This is a genomic window from Acinetobacter sp. D009 (genome assembly GCF_038562025.1).
Lineage (GTDB): Bacteria > Pseudomonadota > Gammaproteobacteria > Pseudomonadales > Moraxellaceae > Acinetobacter > Acinetobacter pittii.
Genome location: NZ_CP151886.1, coordinates 1,277,633 through 1,292,507, shown reverse-complemented (window position 1 = coordinate 1,292,507; position 14,875 = coordinate 1,277,633). Strand labels below are relative to the sequence as shown.

The 14,875-nt window shown below is 38.6% G+C and carries 15 protein-coding genes; 3 read left to right on the top strand and 12 right to left on the bottom strand.

Translation table 11 applies throughout. The features are described 5' to 3' along the window. Positions 1–74: 74 nt before the first annotated feature. Positions 75–1,178 carry a DUF6670 family protein gene (locus AAC388_RS06010; RefSeq protein WP_342371325.1) on the top strand — a complete coding sequence of 368 codons (1,104 nt, stop codon included), beginning with the start codon at positions 75–77 and terminating at the stop codon, positions 1,176–1,178. 2 nt (positions 1,179–1,180) lie between these two features. Here the strand turns inward: AAC388_RS06010 and tsaD are convergent, their stop codons facing one another. After that, positions 1,181–2,191 carry a tRNA (adenosine(37)-N6)-threonylcarbamoyltransferase complex transferase subunit TsaD gene (gene tsaD / locus AAC388_RS06005; protein ID WP_005068344.1) on the bottom strand — a complete coding sequence of 337 codons (1,011 nt, stop codon included), beginning with the start codon at positions 2,189–2,191 and terminating at the stop codon, positions 1,181–1,183. Positions 2,192–2,336: 145 nt separating this feature from the next. On the opposite strand from tsaD, the gene rpsU reads away from it, so the two are divergent. Next, a complete protein-coding gene (gene rpsU / locus AAC388_RS06000; RefSeq protein ID WP_001136722.1) occupies positions 2,337–2,552 on the top strand; it encodes a 30S ribosomal protein S21 in 216 nt (71 codons plus the stop codon). Positions 2,553–2,577: 25 nt separating this feature from the next. Next, positions 2,578–3,024, top strand: coding sequence for a GatB/YqeY domain-containing protein (locus AAC388_RS05995; RefSeq protein ID WP_002115302.1), 447 nt, complete (start codon positions 2,578–2,580; stop codon positions 3,022–3,024). An 89-nt stretch (positions 3,025–3,113) separates the two neighbouring features. Here AAC388_RS05995 and AAC388_RS05990 read toward each other — a convergent pair whose 3' ends face one another. From AAC388_RS05990 to AAC388_RS05940, 11 genes are all read right to left on the bottom strand, one after another. Then, positions 3,114–4,541 (bottom strand): M48 family metalloprotease, encoded by a 1,428-nt coding sequence (locus tag AAC388_RS05990; RefSeq protein WP_342371324.1) that lies wholly within the window; start codon positions 4,539–4,541, stop codon positions 3,114–3,116. Between the two features lie 142 nt (positions 4,542–4,683). Beyond that, complete coding sequence (locus AAC388_RS05985; protein ID WP_342371323.1) at positions 4,684–5,649, bottom strand: D-glycerate dehydrogenase; 966 nt, start codon at positions 5,647–5,649, stop codon at positions 4,684–4,686. An 11-nt stretch (positions 5,650–5,660) separates the two neighbouring features. Further along, on the bottom strand, positions 5,661–6,308 hold the full coding sequence (locus tag AAC388_RS05980) for a hypothetical protein (RefSeq protein WP_342371322.1): 648 nt from the start codon (positions 6,306–6,308) through the stop codon (positions 5,661–5,663). A 100-nt stretch (positions 6,309–6,408) separates the two neighbouring features. After that, complete coding sequence (locus AAC388_RS05975) at positions 6,409–8,298, bottom strand: M48 family metalloprotease (protein WP_161282406.1); 1,890 nt, start codon at positions 8,296–8,298, stop codon at positions 6,409–6,411. 78 nt (positions 8,299–8,376) lie between these two features. After that, positions 8,377–9,918, bottom strand: a complete 1,542-nt coding sequence (gene purF / locus AAC388_RS05970) for an amidophosphoribosyltransferase (protein ID WP_044100970.1) — start codon at positions 9,916–9,918, stop codon at positions 8,377–8,379. 25 nt (positions 9,919–9,943) lie between these two features. Further along, positions 9,944–10,531 (bottom strand): CvpA family protein, encoded by a 588-nt coding sequence (locus AAC388_RS05965; protein ID WP_044100971.1) that lies wholly within the window; start codon positions 10,529–10,531, stop codon positions 9,944–9,946. Positions 10,532–10,537: 6 nt separating this feature from the next. Then, positions 10,538–11,542: a quinone-dependent dihydroorotate dehydrogenase gene (locus AAC388_RS05960; protein WP_005073508.1), complete on the bottom strand. Its 1,005-nt coding sequence runs from the start codon at positions 11,540–11,542 to the stop codon at positions 10,538–10,540. A gap of 89 nt (positions 11,543–11,631) precedes the next feature. Further along, positions 11,632–12,111: a type II secretion system protein GspM gene (gene gspM / locus AAC388_RS05955; protein WP_017386501.1), complete on the bottom strand. Its 480-nt coding sequence runs from the start codon at positions 12,109–12,111 to the stop codon at positions 11,632–11,634. Next, the gene (gspL, locus tag AAC388_RS05950; protein ID WP_017386502.1) at positions 12,111–13,250 is read right to left on the bottom strand and encodes a type II secretion system protein GspL; all 1,140 of its coding nucleotides are present in this window, start codon (positions 13,248–13,250) and stop codon (positions 12,111–12,113) included. Before gspL ends, gspM begins: the two co-directional genes overlap by 1 nt. 23 nt (positions 13,251–13,273) lie before the next feature. Then, positions 13,274–13,729, bottom strand: a complete 456-nt coding sequence (locus AAC388_RS05945) for a phosphoglycerate mutase family protein (RefSeq protein WP_005068324.1) — start codon at positions 13,727–13,729, stop codon at positions 13,274–13,276. A gap of 56 nt (positions 13,730–13,785) precedes the next feature. Continuing rightward, on the bottom strand, positions 13,786–14,859 hold the full coding sequence (locus AAC388_RS05940) for an NAD(P)H-dependent glycerol-3-phosphate dehydrogenase (RefSeq protein ID WP_002115297.1): 1,074 nt from the start codon (positions 14,857–14,859) through the stop codon (positions 13,786–13,788). Positions 14,860–14,875 lie beyond the last annotated feature (16 nt).

The following is a 14,875-nucleotide window of genomic DNA, read 5'->3' as shown; positions in this document are numbered from 1 at the left end:
GCCTATAAACCGCTTAGCTTTGGCAGTTGTTTTTCATAACCTAAAACAAAGATAGCCCTTCTTTAGGTTTATATATGAAAAAGCAATTGCCAAAAATTTCTACAACAAGTAAAGCGCTTGGTAAAAGTTTATTACTTGCACAAGGCGTTTTAGACCAAGCAAAAAAATATTCAACTCTTCCTTTTACTCAAGCTCATATCATCCGTCCACGAGTTGACGAAAAATATTATAGCTGGACACATTACGGTATTTTTTTCCCGCTTTTACCAGAGCCGCATCGTTACTTAAATATTATGATTTTAATCGGTACGCCCGGTGCACTTGCTTTTGACCATGATGACATCATTACTGGAAATCCTAGAAAAACAGCTACTTTCTTTTCAAGTACAGCTGCTCTGGAACAAGCTTTACTGAAGGCCTATGTCATTCCCGAAGATACAAAAATTAATAAAGATGGGAGCTTAATAAAACTAGGTCAAGAAATTTCAATTCAAGGTAAATTCCCTCAAATTCACATTAATGGACATTATGATGGATTTGATTTCAACTTTGATATCGGTATCACTTCACATGCTTCATGGTTTATAAAAACACCAATCTATGATCACTTTAGTTTATTGGCAAAGTTTAAAGGTTTTTTAAACTATCAAGCAGAACGCATTGAAAGCCAAGGACTTTGCACTTACGAATATGCTCGAGCAGTTGGCCCTCACTCCATCACAAATAAACTTATTCCTGATGTATATAAACTGCCACTTGATTTTTTCACTTATCAAATCATCAATTTAAACGAAACCACCCAACTTCTTCTTACCAAAGCCGATATTGCAGGACAAACAGCTGCATATACCCTGCATATTCGACATCTGGACCAGCCAGCTGAAATCTACACAGATGTAAGCTTTGATATTATTTCGCATCAAGTTGATGACCTTGTTTCACCTAGTGGGCAAAAAATGCGCCTTCCAAAATATTTTTCTTGGATCGCTCGAAATGAGGCAAAGCAAATCATCTTAAACATTCAGGCAGAAATTGACTGCCCATTCCGCTATGGTCATGGGCGAGGTTATGCGAGTAGCTATATATTTACAGGTCATTATTTTGATAATGAAGTTCAAGGCCGTGGTTATATCGAATACATTGATATTGAAAACCAACAGGCCTTTGACGATGAATAATTTTACTCAGGAATAGTGAGTTCAGTCATTGGCCATCTTGGTGTGGTCGTTACCGCTAACCCATCATGCTGACCTGCTTTTAAACGCTGATAACCAGCAAAAGCTATCATTGCCCCATTATCAGTACATAAAGCAGGCTCAGCATAATAAACTTGCGCTTTAATTTTCGCCAAAGAAGTTTCTAATTGCTCGCGTAGTCTTAAATTTGCGCTAACTCCACCTGCAATCACTAAACGTTTAAGTCCAGTTTGCTTTAAAGCTTTTACTGATTTTTTTACCAAGGTATCTACAATTGCTTCTTGGAATGAAGCAGCAATGTCAGCGTCACGATTTTCACCATTCAATTTTTTCAATTGAACAGAAACAGCTGTTTTTAAACCACTAAAAGAAAAATCTAAGCCTTGATGAAGCATAGGTCTTGGAAACTCAAATGCTAATGGATCACCAGATAATGCAAGTTTTGCGATATTTGGCCCACCTGGATATGGCAAGCTCATCATTTTGGCAACTTTATCAAAAGCTTCGCCCGCAGCATCATCAATAGACTCACCCAATAGTTCATATTGACCAATAGCGTGGGCCGCCATCAATTGTGTATGCCCACCTGAAACTAACAATGCTACAAACGGAAATTCAGGTGGTTGACTTGAAAGTAATGGGGCCAACATATGACCTTCCATATGGTGAACACCAATTGCAGGCTTATTTAAAGAAAAAGCTAAAGTTCTGCCAAACAGTGCACCTGTCATTAATGCTCCCATTAAGCCAGGACCACGCGTATAAGCAACCGCATCAATCTCTTGTTTTGTTACACCACTTTGTTCAAGCAATTGATTCATTAAAGGAATTAATTTACGAACATGGTCACGAGAAGCAAGTTCAGGTACTACTCCACCATATTCGGCATGAAGTTTAATCTGGCTATAAAGAACCTGTCCCCGTAAGCCGAGTTCGCTATCATAAAGTGCCAACCCTGTTTCATCACAAGAAGTTTCCAAGCCTAAAACAATCATCAAAACTGCCTTTTATATGAGTCAAAATATTGCAATCGCTATTATAGACTTGTGATATGAGTTGTAAATGAGTAAAATACTGACCTTCACTTGTGATCCGGCGCAATGGTGTGCCTGATCTTATCCATAATCTAGAGGATTTTACATGCCACAAGTTAAGTTGAAAGAAGGCGAACCAGTTGACGTAGCTATCCGTCGTTTCAAACGTTCATGCGAAAAAGCTGGTGTTTTAGCTGACGTTCGTAAACGCGAATTCTACGAAAAACCAACTCAAGAACGTAAGCGCAAAAAAGCTGCAGCAGTTAAACGCTACCAAAAGAAATTGGCTCGCGAATCTGTACGTACTACTCGCCTTTACTAATTAATTTGTGATTGACTGCTGAATTATGACTACTTTAAAAAACCAAATTACTGATGCATTAAAAACTTCTATGCGTGCCAAAGATATGGCAACAGTGACGGTTTTGCGTAGTCTACAAGCGGCAATTAAGCAAATCGAAGTCGATGAGCGCAAAGAGCTTGACGACGCTCAGGTTCTTGCGGTCATTGAAAAGCAAATTAAACAACGTAAAGAATCGATCAAAGCCTTTGAAGGTGCTGGTCGTAATGATTTAGCTAGTAAAGAACAAGCCGAAGCTGAGATTATCTCTCAGTTTCTACCAGAAGCTATGACTGAGGAAGAGCTTGATTCTATCATTGAGCAAACGATTGCTGCTCAAGAAGCAACTAGCATGAAAGATATGGGTAAGGTGATGAATTCTCTACGTCCGATCATAGCCGGGCGTGCCGATCCTGCTCAAGTTTCAGCAAAAATTAAAGCTAAGTTAGCTTAATTCCCCTTTTTAAATTTTATATTTCTTCCAATCAAGCTTCTTTAGTTTGTATATATTTGCACATCTGCAAATTAAGTAAGATATAGCTCTTAAATCTTCATTCTTCGCTCATCTTGCATTTGTTTCAAACGACTGTCTATTCTTGCCGACATTGCTTGATTATCTTTTGCCAATCGCTGAGCATGCAACATTGATTTAATTGCATTTTCCTCACTACCTGACCAATATTCTGCTTCAGCCCGGTAGCGTAGAACATTAACCGCTCTTAAAGGTCCATTCTTATCCAAATTCGCAGCTTGCTGTAAAAATTGCCAACCTTGTATATCTCTTGGATTCTTATTAATAAATCTTTGAACCAAAGTTTGAACTTGCGCAAACTTACCTTGGCGTAGCAGCACCTCAGCCAACTTATAACTAAAAGCTTTATTTTCAGGCATCGTCATTTGTGTAGAAGCAATTGTTGTATAAGCTTGATCTAGCTTGTTTTGGCCAAGATAAATATCTGTCTGCAATAATGTGACAAGAGGCTTTCCACTAGATTTCGCTTGATCTAAAGTAGACTGCGCTTGCACATAATCACCTTGTCTTGTGTAAAATGCTGCTAAAGCAATCAGACCAGCAATATTTTTTTGGGACGCCAAACTTTGTAGTTGGTTTTCAGTTGCCTGATTGGCAATCACCATGGTGTACCATTTTAAAATCTCAAAATCTGCATCGTATATACGGTTTTTAACTCGAGGCATCTGGTTTGCACGCAGCCGCGCTTCACTCATACGCTCAGTCGTCAATGGATGAGTCAACCAGAAATCCGGTAAAAAACTTACTCGACTTGTAGCTCTATGCATTGTTTCAAAGTAATCAGCCATACTTTGAGGGTTATAACCCGCCGCATACATATATTGCATACCAATACGGTCTGCTTCACGCTCTTGATTTCGACTATATGTTAATTGCTTATCCATGAGTGCAGCTTGGGTTCCAAGCATCACTGCTGCACCCGCATCCCCACCACCCTGCGCAGCTATAGCCACCCCCGCTAAAAGTCCTGCTAGACTTAGCAGTGTTTGACCTTTAAATGCTTCTTCAGAGCGACTAAAATGTCTTTGTGATACATGCGCAATTTCATGAGCCATAACCCCAGCAATTTCATCAATATTTCGTGCTGAGGCAATAAGCCCTGTATTGAGCGCAAATAAGCCACCCGGGACAGCAAAAGCATTAATTTGTGGATCTTTAATCACGACTAGACCAATCGGCTGACCAAGCTGAGTTTCACTTAAAATACTCGAAAATACCTGAAAAAATTGATCTTCCAGCCAAACATCTTGAATAACGGGCATTTGTTTGTGAACTTCACGAAAAACTTTTTCGCCAATAAATTTTTCTTTTTGTTGATCAAGCAAACCAATCCCACTTCCAATATTTGGAATCTCTACTTGATTTGCAGAAGGCTGAGGGTCGAAAGGCTGCGCGTACGAAGCATTTGTTATAAAAGCCGCACTTAAAATAATTGGCAAAAATCTCAAATGTTTTTCTCTAGTAAAATTAAACCATCAAAAAAGTCTACTGATATAAAACATAAAAAATTATGTTCAATCAATAGACTTTTAATATATCACTCGAGATCGCTTAGTTTTGCAATGAAGTGTTATTAATCATTTATGCAAAGTTTGGGTTTACCAAATATCTAGGAGTTTTATCCTCTAAAGCTTCAACTAGATTTTTATAAGCAAGATTTGCCATTTTTTTACGGGTCTCTGCAGTCGCAGATCCTACGTGAGGCAAAGTAACAACATTTGACAGCTTAAAAAGCTCCGAATCTTGTAAAGGTTCTTTTTCGTATACATCCAAACCAGCTCCAAAGATTTCTCCGCTTTGTAAGGCCTCAATCAATGCATGCTCGTCAACCACTGAACCACGCGCAATATTTATAAAAATAGCGTGCTTTTGCATAAGCTCAAATTGAGCTTTCCCCATCAAAGCTTTCGATTCATTATTTAAATCAACTGCGGTTACTACAAAATCAGACTGTTGCAATAACTCATCTAAACCAAGATATTGTGCTTTTAAAGGCTCTGCCAATTCAGGCTTTTCACGGCGGTTATGGTAAACAATATTCATGTTAAATCCATAAAAACCACGGCGTGCAATTGCGGCACCAATATTACCAAGCCCAATAATTCCTAGCGTCTTTCCAAAAACATCTAAACCAAATTGCTGAGGCCCAACAGTTCTTTTCCATTCACCTTGTTTAGTCCAATGATCAAGAAAAGGAACTTTTCTAGCAGCACTAAGCAATAACGTAAAAGCAAGATCAGCCGTTGTTTCAGTTAAAACATGAGGTGTATTTGATAACCAGATTTTTCTTTGGTTTAGATAAGCCACATCATAATTGTCATAGCCAACTGTTACAGATGAAATAATTTTGAGTTTTTGAGCAGGCGCAAGATTACTTTCATTAAGAAGTCGACCAGCACCAATCATCCCATCAGCATCTACAACTTGTTGGCGTATTTGCTCATTAATATCACCCAGTTTTGGATTAAGAACCACAACATGATAATCCTGTTGTAATCGAGACAAAATTTCTTCATCAATTTGGCTAAAAACTACAACTTTTTTCATGTAAATCCCTACTACTCGTTGTTATCTTGCATTAATTGCCATAACCTTTTTTTAAGGAGTGGTTTCTCCAACATCTCTTTTAAACTCGCCAAATGAATAATATTGGCATGTTGAATATAAGAACATTCACCAAGACACAAGATCTTCTTGTCTGCTGCGACAGCATCTAAAAATCCTTGAATATATGAACCTGCACCACGTTGGTCTTGATAGTTAGCTAAAGGGAACGGCCATTTTAGTTCAGCATATTGCCCTATTTTTGCTTTTTGAATGTTATTCCAAAGCTGCTTTTCTTCTTCACTTAAATTAGTAACATCTAAAAAAATAACACACTTTTCAAGCGCAAAAGCCTGCAACTCAAATGAAGCAATCGTAACCACTGGAGTTTGTACTTCATTACGAGGTACTACAACAGGCGGAACATCAACTGGAGGTGGTACCGCAATTTCAGGTTCAGCTTTTGGAATTTCGTTGACTTGTGGTTTTGTCGGCTGCTCAACAACTGGATTGCTCTTAGAAGGCAATATAATTGGCTCACCTTCTGGAGCAGCTTGATCTCGCCAGAGGCTTTGAGCATTATTTTTTTGGCACACCTGTGTCTTAGGAATCCATACATCAATTCCCAAAGTTGCCAATATATTTCTTTGCTGCCCAATCATCTGTAAATCAATACCTCTACTCTATCTACATTCTAACGGGCTTGAGTTTTTTTTTCAGTGTTTTATTTCATTCAGATGTTTTTATAATCGTATATGTCTTTTAAATAATCATCACACTATTTCTCTTTTGCATTTGATCCACAATTTCTTCTGTCTCAAAGCCAAAACGCCAATAAAGCAATTCAAGCACATCGAGTTCATCTTGCGTAATAATACGGTCGCTCCACAAGCACATTTCTGCAATAGCTAGAATACTTAGACGGTCACGTAATAATAAACCAGCAATATCATTTAAAATTTCAGCCAGATCTAATGGCTCATCTGAAATTTCATCATAGATATACATTTCATCTGGATTGAGTAACGAACGTAAAATGCGCTCACGTACTTCCAACTGATTAGGGCTATTAATTTGTTGAACATGAAGTAAAGCATCAATTAAACGAACAATTTGAGGTTTCACTTCTTCAAATGCAGTCGGTAAATGTAACGGCATTAAGTTCAACTCATGTTTAACCCGCTCCAGTAAAAGTGCATCTAACAATCCAATTTCACCATCTTCTTGGATAATAAGTGCTAGCTTAGTCAGAAATTGCCGCGCAATACTTGCAGGTATATGTCCAATATTTTTACAAGCATCATGAAATATCTGAATATGGATACGCCCATCCAGATTCAATAATGCATCAATAATGGCATGACTCACAGGTGCATCTTTTGGAATGAATTCCCGATATTGGCGAATCATCAAAATAGCGACCATCACTTCACGCGAACCAGTCGCAGTTTGTAGTGCTCGTTGAATTAATTCTGGACGCTTTTTATTTCGACGTACATCACTACTCAGGGGCTTAATGGCATCATTTAATGCAAAACTAATTGGTGAAAGCCTTAATAAAGGTAGAGGCTGTGGAGATGACCACGGAATATAAATTTCTTTCTCAGATTCTTCCAAGAAATGAAATAAGCTAAACAACGGACGGTTACGAAGTTTCTTTAAATTTTCTAATTGTAAATCTTGTAGCAAAGTGGGATTTAACTCATAAATACGTTCACGAATACTCGGGTGAATATTCATCCAGCTTTGGGGGCTGAGGGAGTTAGCAAAACACATATGTGCGATTGATTCGGAATAAGCACTATGAATTTGCGAACCAGAGTGGTGAACATAAATACGCAACAAGGTTTGGGTATTTGCATTATTTTTTAATAGGCGTACTGTTTTTTGGTCATTACGAAAGGTACGCCCACTCAAAGTCAAATATTTGATAAAACGAGTAATCAGTACACCGAGGCTTCCAGCCAACCAAATGACTCCACCCACCGCAACAAAAACTGTTTCAAATTTATGTTTATAGCCCGGGCTATAGCGCTTAAAACCTTGTTTGGCTAATTTACTACCCCACTGACTAAAAGTTGTTAAACCACTATATAAAATCTTTAATTTTGTATTCTCAACAGCCTCACCCGATAAAATTTGATTAAACTCATGGCCCAATAAACCATATAACTCAAGCTTATCCAGATTCTGTAAAGCACCCCATGTCAGAATAATTACGATATCTTTGGGATGAAAACCTGCCGTAAGTGCATTTACACCAACTTCATCAGGTAGTACATATACGGTTGGAACTTTAAGTGAAAAAGTTTGCGCTAAGTGTTCTGTAATTTTTAATGCCGCAAGTTCTTCAGGAGTACTTTCCTCTTTCACCAAACGACGTGCTTTAAGTTGTTTTGCTAAAGAGTGCCCACCTTTACGCAGAATATAAAGTTCGGTAACTACCGACCAAACCATAATAAAAAGTAATAGCGCAACAAAGTAAGGACTTAAAGTGTGCCACCAAATTGGTTGGCTATAATCAAAAAAATGTACGAGTAAACCTAAAATTAAATTTAAGATAAAAATAGTAAGCAACACAGCAACCAAACACATAGTGATGGACCATGCCATATTTTTATTTTCAATGAGATAGTGGCTTACTTCTTTCAATGTAAATATTCCCAATTACATTGTTAGGTTTCATCATAAAAGAAAAAAGCGGGAAACACCCGCTTTTTTCGGCTATTTCTATTCTTCTTTAATGCCTGTTAAATCTACAGAAGCAGCATCGACATTAACGTCAATATAACCATCTTTTTTCTTCTTAGCAGAGTCATTACGCTTCTGCTCTAAATTATTTAGATAGTTACCATCAATATCACCTGTTACGTAGATTCCATCAAATACTGAGCAATCGAACTCAGTTAAGTCAGGCACTTTGCTGGTACGTACAGCATTTTTCAAGTCTTCCAATTCTTGGAAAATCAAACGATCAGCACCAATAATTTCTTGGATCTCTTCCACACTGCGTTCTGAAGCAATAAGCTCAGCTTTAGCAGGCATATCAATACCATAAACGTTTGGATACATCACTTTTGGTGCTGCTGACGCAAAGTATACTTTTTTTGCACCAGAATCACGTGCCATCTGAATAATCTCATTACACGTTGTACCACGTACAATAGAGTCATCCACCAATAGAACGTTCTTACCTTTGAATTCTAACTCAACAGGGTTTAATTTCTGACGTACAGATTTTTTACGTTGCTGTTGACCCGGCATAATAAAGGTACGACCGATATAACGGTTTTTCATAAAACCTTCACGGAACTTCACACCTAGAATATTTGCAAGTTCTAAAGCTGAAGTACGGCTCGTATCTGGAATTGGAATCACCACATCAATATCATGGTCCTCACCCCAGTCACGTAAAATTTTATGAGCAAGCTTTTCACCCATTTTTAAACGTGCTTTGTAAACCGAAATTCCATCAATAATGGCATCAGGACGAGCAAAATAAACATATTCAAAAATACATGGACGGTATTTAGGATTAGCAGCACACTGTTTAGAGAATAACTGACCATTTGCATCGATGAAAATTGCTTCACCTGGTTCAATATCACGCTCAATTTTAAAACCAAGAGCAGTAATAGCAACCGATTCAGAAGCAATGATGTATTCCATCTCCCCCTGTTCAGTCACTCGTGACCCATAAATGAGTGGACGGATACCATTTGGATCACGGAAACCTACCAAACCATGACCAGTGATCATCGCTACGACACCATACGCACCCTGACAACGCTCATGCACACGAGAAACCGTGTGAAAAATATCGTCAGCTGTAGGATTTAAAGTGCCTTTCTTTTGTAATTCATGCGCGAACACGTTTAAAAGAACTTCTGAGTCAGAATCAGTATTCATATGACGTAAATCTGTTTTAAACAGGTCATCATGAATTTCTTCTGCATTGGTCAAATTACCATTATGTGCAAGCGTAATACCGTAAGGTGAGTTTACATAAAATGGTTGTGCTTCAGCACTGCTCGCAGAACCAGCAGTTGGGTAACGTACATGGCCAATACCATAATTACCAAGTAATGCTCTCATATGACGAGTATGAAAGACATCACGCACCATACCGTTATCCTTACGAAGGAAAAGACGGCCTTCATGGCAGGTTACTATTCCAGCTGCATCTTGCCCACGATGTTGCAACATCGTTAAAGCATCAAACAACATTTGGTTCACTGGCGATTTACCGGCTATACCAACAACTCCACACATAGCAACCTCGCAGACAAGCTAGGAATTAATAAAAAGGATTCTTTGTCGAATGGTCGGATCGGTTTTCTAAGTCCTCCGATTCGTCCATTGGTTTTGAAGGAGCGCCTGAGGCACTGCCTCCAGATGTTATTTGATGAAATGCCTCACTTGCTGCATCTTTAGACAACTCTGTAGCTAGAGGTGCATAAGGCAATAAAAACTGTATAAATTTGGACTGCTTCCAGTGTGGTGAGCTTTCAACCCAAGGCCCTACGCCCTGCATTGTAATCAGCACTACCAGCAAACCCTTTAAAGAACCAAAAGCACCACCTGCTAAACGATTTAATGGCCCCAATTTCAGACTTTTCAAGAGGCCATTTAAAAATGCAGAGACGATCCATGTTAAAACAATGATCAAAAGTGCTATAAATGCAAAAGCTGCAATTTTTTGAACAACTGGATCATGACTTAAACCCGACATAGACGGCGCAAGAAGGACAGCATATTTTGCACCCATAATTAATGCAATGACCCATCCTACCAAGTTCGCAAAGGCTTTAATAAATCCTTGTCGCAAACCGTTTAGCCCCCCAATGAGCAAAAGTATCAGAATAATGATATCAATTGTGTTCATATTCACTTAAGACATAGCTGCAACACATTGTTTCACTAAAATAGGACCTGTATAAATTAGCCCACTATAGATCTGTACTAATGTTGCTCCAGCTTGCTGTTTGACTGCTGCCTGTTCACCCGACAAAATTCCACCCACGCCAATTAACGGGATTTGTCCTTTTAATGTTTGGGCAAACAAACGTAAGCATTCTGTACTTTTTTCAAAAACAGGTGCGCCTGATAAACCACCCGACTCATTACCATAAGGAAGATTTTCTACACCTTCTCTTGATAAGGTCGTATTAGTAACGATCAAGCCATCAATTTTAAACTGCACTAACTGCGCTGCAATAAATTCAACATCTTCCGCTGTTAAATCAGGTGCAACTTTCAGAACCAAAGGAACATAGTGATTATTTTGTTCAGCTAGCTCAAGTTGTCTTTCTTTTAAGGTTTGCAATAGTTCAGTTAATGCATCGCCACTTTGTAAACTTCTTAAGTTCTTAGTATTTGGAGATGAAATATTAACGGTAATATAAGAAGCGTAGTTATACACTTTCTCAAGGCAAATCAGGTAGTCATCAACAGCTTTTTCTACAGGAGTATCAGCATTCTTACCAATATTAATACCTAAAATTCCTTTAAACTTTGAAGCTTTGACATTTTCAATCAGCTTATCAACACCATCATTATTAAACCCCATACGGTTAATAATGGCTTGAGCTTCTGGAATACGGAATAAGCGCGGCTGCGGATTACCCAATTGAGGACGAGGTGTAATGGTTCCAATTTCAATAAAACCGAACCCCAACCCAGCTAAAGCATCAATGTGTGCACCATTTTTATCAAGACCAGCTGCCAAACCTACTGGATTTGGAAATTCAATTCCCATACAAGTCGTCGGTTTCGCCTCTACGCTCTGACGGAGTAGGCCGAACTTATGTGCTTTATCAAGCATAGATAATGTTAATTCATGGGCACGCTCTGGTGCTAAACTAAACAACATCGGGCGAGCAAGTGAATATAACATACCAATCACAATCTACTGATTTTAGGTAGGCATATTATAGGCACAGGCAGCACAAAACACCATGCTTAAGACCAGCATATTTTAATATGTTATTGAACCGTCGCTGTTAATTTAATCTGACCTTCACTTGAAACCATTTCCATTTTTTCAATACTTAAGCCCATTTGTGCCAGCTGGGTTAAAAAGTTAGCTAAAATTGCGTAATTCTGATGAGTAACAATAATTTGTAACTGCTCGCCATTTTGCTGAGAAGTAACTGTTAAACCTTGCTGTTGAGCTACACGTTGTATTTTTTCTGCCTGCCCCAGCTCAAGCTCACTCGCAGGTTTCATAGTGACTGCATTACTTTGCATCCACACCATCAAATCTTTTAAATCATTTAAGCGCTGTTGCTGCTGTTCTGCTAAGGAATGCATTTTCCAAAGTGAAGCCCCAATAATAGCCACTACAACAAAAATTGTAGTAAAGACCACCATGATACGTTCACGGACAGTCAAACGGTCTAAATATTGATTAACTTGTTCGATCCACTGATCAAAGCGGTTTTGCAATTGAGCTAATATTTTCATTATTGTATTTTCACCACCCCAATAGCCCCACCACCATCGGCTTGAACATTACCTAACTCCGCCTTAAATCCTTGCTGATTAAGCTGCTGTGTTAAAGCTTGTAAATCATCTGCCGATTTTGCTTTCAAGGCCATGGTTAGTGTAGAAGCATCATAATTTAATTGCTGAGCTAAAATTTGTCTCTGCATCAAAATAGGTCCAACACGACTCAATAGAGAAAGTGCTTGTGTATCGCCTTGCTTGCTCATTCTTAAATGACTTTCAAATTGGCTTTTTATATTTTGTTCATTTACGCGACTAGAAGGACCAAACCAATATTTATATTGTTCAATCGTCTGCTCAGCTGTTTGATTCGCTACATTTCTTAATTTTACCCAACGCAACAAATCATAGCTAAACTGAACCACAATTATTGCTAAAAGAATAACAGCACATGCTTTCCAGTAACCTGAGACAGTTTGCTCTTGTCCTTTGGCTTTCGGTAAAACATTAAAAGGATGCTGTTTAGGTTTATCTAAACCCTGAAATTGATAAAAAAATTCTGAACGTTGCTCAATACTAGAAGCTGCTTCTAAGCTTTCTAACTGTTCTACCGTTAACCCACTATATTGATAGTTTGTTTCAACTGGCTGGAATTCCAAAAACAATCCCAAATCATCTAGTGAATTACCGACCCATTTACTTTCACGCGCCAGTAATTTTTGGTCAATATTACACAGTATAACTTGCTGTTCTTGTGGTTCCGGCAAGATCAAAAAATCTGGCAACAAAGCAACCAGCTTGATTGGCAACAAATTCATCGCATGTTGCCATGTTTCCACCGTAGTTTTTGCAACGCCCAATATTGTTAATTGATCAGCATGAAAATGATGAACTACTTTCATGTGATCAATAGGCAAAGTTACAAACTCTTCAAGCAAATATTTAACACCATCTGCTCCGAGTTGCTTGTAATGAGACTTTGCTATTTGTTGCTGGAATACCTGAGCATGACGACTAGGAAAAAAGACAACAGCCTCTTTTCCTTGGTGCAATTGTAGGTCTTGTATTAATTGATCGAGGCTTTCAGCCTGCAACCAGTTTTCTCCGTTAGACCAATGCCATATTCCATTGGTTTCAGGCATCCATAAATACAGCATAATGGGCTAAATAACCTTTTTAATTATATTGTGGGTATAAAACTATTTTTTTGTGTTGATAAACCAGTTGCAATCACAGCCTGATCATAAATTCGAGCTTCAGCCAGTGCAAATGGATTAAAGTTTTCATGAGTCAGCAATTCAGCAATATGCCCTACTACATTCATATGACACACGACCACAATTGACTCATAGGGAATCTGAGACAACCACTCGACTGCCTCTTTGGCGTTATCATCTGGTTTAATTTTATCGCATAACAACACAGGCACATCTTTAAAATAAGCTTGAATATGTGCCAATGTCTCTTGAGCACGTAACAAAGGACTAACTACAAAAATATCAGGCTTAACAATATCTTTTAAAAATGTTGCTGTCTGTTCTGCTTGAGCATGTCCACGAGCAGTAAGAGGGCGTTTAGTGTCGTTACCATTTACAGGTGGAGCGGCTTCCCCATGGCGAACCAATGTCAGTTGCATAAATTTTCCTTGTTAATAATTCCTGCATTATAACCACAATTTATGACATTTCTTCTTCAGACTTCGTGATGAGGTAAAACAAATTCAACATCACTACGGTGTCCGTTTTTCATAAGAGATAATGCAATATTTAAAGGAGGCGCCCCTTCGAAAATAACTTCATATAAAGCGTTAGTGATAGGCATATAAACATCTAGTTCTTCTGCTTTACCACGCACCTGAACAATTGTATTAATGCCTTCTGCTGTCTGCCCCAACTCTTTACTTGCCTGATCCAGCGTTTTACCCGAACCTAAAGCATAACCAATCTGATAATTACGGCTTAAAGGACTATTACAAGTCGCGAATAAATCACCAACACCTGACAACCCCAAGAATGTAAGCGGATTTGCACCTTGCTTTACTGCAAAACGGCTCATCTCGGCCAAAGCACGCGTTAAAATCATACTCTTGGTGTTTTCACCAATTTTGTAAGCGGCACCAATTCCCATTGCAACCGCATAAATATTCTTAAGCGCACCACCTAACTCCACACCGTGTACATCATCACTACCAAAAACACGGAATAGAGCACTATGCAGAGCATGTTGTACAGCATAACGAACGAGTTCAGAATCACTGGCAATAACAGTACCTGATGGCATTCCCGCCATAATTTCCTTAGCGAGGTTTGGTCCAGACAATACTCCATAAGGAACTTCTGGCAATTCTTCACGAATAATATCGCTCATGAAGCTGAAAGTTTTAGCTTCAACGCCTTTGGTTAAAGACACAACCGCTTGTGCAGTAATATAAGGAGCGATTTGTTTTAAAACATCACGGAATGAGTGACTTGGAATTGCGACTAAAATAATATCTCGGTCACATACAGCTTGCTCAAGATCAGACACAGCGCGTAATGATGACTCTAAAATAAAATCTGGCAAATAACGTTTATTAATGTGTGTTTTATTAATTTCCTCAGCTGTTTCGGCGTCACGAATCCAGATCATGGTATCGCAACCGTTACGTGCAGCTAAATTTGCCATAGCCGTTCCAAAGCTTCCTCCCCCTAGAACGGTAATACGTAAAGCAGTTTTTTTATCAACCGCAACAGGTTCCACCAAATCTGTAAACTTAAATTCAGCCATCTTTTATTATCCTATT

Coding starts and splice junctions, on each gene's coding strand:
- AAC388_RS06010 (WP_342371325.1), top strand. CDS start 75: ATGAAAAAGCAATTGCCAAAAATTTCTACAACAAGTAAAGCGCTTGGT.
- tsaD (WP_005068344.1), bottom strand. CDS start 2,191: ATGATTGTTTTAGGCTTGGAAACTTCTTGTGATGAAACAGGGTTGGCA.
- rpsU (WP_001136722.1), top strand. CDS start 2,337: ATGCCACAAGTTAAGTTGAAAGAAGGCGAACCAGTTGACGTAGCTATC.
- AAC388_RS05995 (WP_002115302.1), top strand. CDS start 2,578: ATGACTACTTTAAAAAACCAAATTACTGATGCATTAAAAACTTCTATG.
- AAC388_RS05985 (WP_342371323.1), bottom strand. CDS start 5,649: ATGAAAAAAGTTGTAGTTTTTAGCCAAATTGATGAAGAAATTTTGTCT.
- AAC388_RS05980 (WP_342371322.1), bottom strand. CDS start 6,308: ATGATTGGGCAGCAAAGAAATATATTGGCAACTTTGGGAATTGATGTA.
- purF (WP_044100970.1), bottom strand. CDS start 9,918: ATGTGTGGAGTTGTTGGTATAGCCGGTAAATCGCCAGTGAACCAAATG.
- AAC388_RS05965 (WP_044100971.1), bottom strand. CDS start 10,531: ATGAACACAATTGATATCATTATTCTGATACTTTTGCTCATTGGGGGG.
- AAC388_RS05960 (WP_005073508.1), bottom strand. CDS start 11,542: ATGTTATATTCACTTGCTCGCCCGATGTTGTTTAGTTTAGCACCAGAG.
- gspM (WP_017386501.1), bottom strand. CDS start 12,111: ATGAAAATATTAGCTCAATTGCAAAACCGCTTTGATCAGTGGATCGAA.
- gspL (WP_017386502.1), bottom strand. CDS start 13,250: ATGCTGTATTTATGGATGCCTGAAACCAATGGAATATGGCATTGGTCT.
- AAC388_RS05945 (WP_005068324.1), bottom strand. CDS start 13,729: ATGCAACTGACATTGGTTCGCCATGGGGAAGCCGCTCCACCTGTAAAT.
- AAC388_RS05940 (WP_002115297.1), bottom strand. CDS start 14,859: ATGGCTGAATTTAAGTTTACAGATTTGGTGGAACCTGTTGCGGTTGAT.